Annotated in this window: 1 protein-coding gene; it reads right to left on the bottom strand. The window is 50.3% G+C overall.

Features of this window, described 5'->3' with window-relative positions:
• Positions 1 to 104: 104 nt before the first annotated feature.
• The gene (locus B157_RS0112720) at positions 105 to 1,736 is read right to left on the bottom strand and encodes an ABC-F family ATP-binding cassette domain-containing protein (RefSeq protein ID WP_020603706.1); all 1,632 of its coding nucleotides are present in this window, start codon (positions 1,734 to 1,736) and stop codon (positions 105 to 107) included.
• Between the last annotated feature and the right edge of the window lie 204 nt (positions 1,737 to 1,940).

Here is a 1,940-nt window from a genome sequence, read left to right as displayed (position 1 = left end):
AAAGCTTTGGTGCCGATTTACCGCTTACGCTCAGCCATCACTAACGCACTGATGGTCGCATTCGCCATCACCCAAAATTCGGGATGACTCATGTTCGCGTAATCTCACGCCACGGCTTCGTACAGCTCCTCACGCTGTGCTTTCACGCGGTCGTCGGTGAGGTATTCATCGTAGGTCATCAGTTTATCCAGGATGCCCGCCGGGGTAATTTCGATGATACGGTTGGCTACCGTTTGCACAAACTGGTGGTCATGGCTGGTAAACAGAATCGGGCCTTTGAAGTCAATCATACCGTTGTTCAACGATTCGATACTTTCAAGGTCGAGGTGGTTGGTTGGTTCATCGAGCATCAGGGCATTGGCACCCGACAGCATCATTTTAGAGAGCATACACCGCACCTTTTCGCCCCCGCTCAATACGGTCGCTTTCTTCAGTGATTCTTCGCCCGAGAAGAGCATCCGACCCAGGAAGCCCCGGATAAAACTCTCGTCTTTCTCCTCCGAATACTGCCGGAGCCAGTCTACCAGGTTCAGGTCCGTCTCAAAGTATTTCTCTTTCTCAGCATCCGTCGGGAAGTACGCCGACGTGATGGTGATGCCCCAACGGAACGTCCCCGAATCAGCTTTACGCTCACCCGCCAGAATATCCAGCAACGCCGAAACAGCCAGCCCATCGCGGCTAAAGAGAAAAATCTTGTCCTCTTTATTGACCGTAAACGTTAGGTTTTCAAACAGCTTTGTACCGTCCTCGGCCGTATAGGTAAGGTTTTCGACGGTTAGAATCTGGTCGCCGGGTTCGCGTTCGGGTTTAAAATTAACGTAGGGGTATTTCCGGGACGACGGTTGAATATCTTCCAGCGTGAGTTTTTCGAGCAGTTTACCCCGGCTCGTTGCCTGTTTGGATTTGGATGCGTTGGCCGAGAAGCGACGAATGAATTCCTCCAGTTCTTTGCGTTTATCTTCCGTTTTCTTGTTCTGGTCCTGCCGTTGCTTCAGTGCCAGTTGGCTCGATTCGTACCAGAATGAATAGTTACCGGCAAAGAGCTTCACTTTGCTGAAATCGACATCCACGATCTGCGTACAAACCTGATCCAGGAAGTGCCGGTCGTGAGATACGACAATAACGGTGTTGTTGAAGTTCGCCAGGAAGTTTTCGAGCCAGCCCACCGACTCCACATCGAGGTTGTTGGTCGGCTCGTCGAGCAGCAGCACATCGGGGTTGCCAAATAGCGCCTGTGCCAGCAGCACCCGTACTTTTTCGGAACCATTCAGATCGCCCATCAGCGAGTAGTGACTATCTTCTTTAATGCCCAGACCGGATAGCAGACTGGCCGCGTCCGACTCGGCATCCCACCCGCTCATTTCGCCAAATTCGGATTCGAGTTCAGCGGCTTTTTCGCCATCGGCATCCGTAAAATCTTCTTTGGCGTAGAGTATATCTTTCTCCTGCATAATGTCGTACAGGCGTTTGTTGCCCATAATAACCGTTTGCAGCACGGGAAACTCATCGAAGGCCGACTGATTCTGGTTCAGCACCGACATCCGTTCGCCGGGAGTCATGTTCACCAAACCAGTCTGGGCTTCAATTTCGCCCGATAATATTTTCAAAAAAGTTGATTTGCCCGCTCCATTAGCTCCAATAACGCCATAGCAGTTGCCGGAGGTGAATTTTATAGTGACATCATCAAAAAGTACCCGCTTTCCATAGCGGAGGGAGACGTTTTGTACCGATACCATTGTGTGATTTACTGTTCAGATTGAACTACAAAGGTACGAAATTTTAGTGAAAATTTTGGGCGGGATCCCAGACGAACCCCAATCCAGGCTCAACAATGTATCCTACCCGTTCCGTAAGCGGGCGAATTATTGATTTGAATTAATTAACCGCCGAGTTCCTTTTGAGGGCATGGGCATAGATACCCTTGGGATTGAACAGACCAC

This window comes from Spirosoma spitsbergense DSM 19989 (assembly GCF_000374085.1).
GTDB lineage: Bacteria > Bacteroidota > Bacteroidia > Cytophagales > Spirosomataceae > Spirosoma > Spirosoma spitsbergense.
This window is presented reverse-complemented; position numbering and strand designations above follow the sequence as displayed.